Here is a 913-nt window from a genome sequence, read left to right as displayed (position 1 = left end):
CTGACGACGGTGAAAAGCTGGCGATGGATGTACTTAAGTACAGCGATCTCTATCACCGGAATGCAGATGACCCCGACAAGTCCGAGTATTTTGTCCCCGTGAAGTGGCTGGAAACCCGCAGTGAGCAAGAGGCGGTGAACGAGGTCGGATTCTTCGGTAATCAAAATACAGTCTGCAAACCTACAACTCCAAAATGGCGGCATACTATTGAAAAATTAAAGCGCTATTTCAGAAATTGGGATATAAATTAGTAAATTGAATTAAATAATATCATTAACAATGAGGGTTGGTATGGTCATTCCAGAAGATGGACTCTTAGAGGTAGCATGGTACTTTTCAAAGTTTGGCAAAAAAAATCCTCCATCTTTACTTAGGGTTGAAAAATGGAAAGATGCTGCCGCTCTTTTTTATCCTCGATTTGGTGAAGGTAAGACTTCAGAAGAGTTTTATAATAGCCTTAAAAATCATCGGGATCGTTTTGATTCATGGCTCAGTTCTACTCGAACAGGATGGAGGAATAAAGATGGAACTCCACGAAACTTGCCTGTAGCTTCAAAAATAGTTATGCAACGAATGAACATGTTGCCGAACTCGATTATTGAAAAATTGATTATATCTTATTTATCGATAAATCCTTTCGAAAAAGTTCAGCAAGATTTAGCACCGATACTTCAAGATAAAAGCATTGATGATACAACCAGAGAACAGTTAATTTCAGCCAGACTTGGCCAAGGTTTTTTCAGGAAAGAATGTCTTAAACGTTATCCTGCATGTCCGCTAACTGATATAACCTTTGAACCATTACTGAGAGCAAGCCACATAAAACCTTGGTCTGCATGCCACAACGGCACTGAACGGCTCGATCCTTTTAATGGAATTATATTAGCTGCACATGTTGATGTGCTATTTGATC

Annotated in this window: 1 protein-coding gene and 1 pseudogene; both read left to right on the top strand. The window is 39.4% G+C overall.

Annotated features, from left to right (window positions below; all coding sequences use genetic code 11):
- Positions 1 to 251 (top strand): annotated as a pseudogene (locus tag CWM53_RS19320) (nuclease); the annotation flags it as partial.
- A gap of 40 nt (positions 252 to 291) precedes the next feature.
- Positions 292 to 913 (top strand): HNH endonuclease (locus tag CWM53_RS19315; RefSeq protein ID WP_100750832.1); only part of this gene is annotated, 622 nt, incomplete at its 3' end.

Origin of the sequence: Klebsiella sp. A-Nf5 (assembly GCF_002810545.1) — a bacterium.
GTDB classification, from domain to species: Bacteria; Pseudomonadota; Gammaproteobacteria; order Enterobacterales; family Enterobacteriaceae; genus Klebsiella; species Klebsiella variicola.
This window is presented reverse-complemented; position numbering and strand designations above follow the sequence as displayed.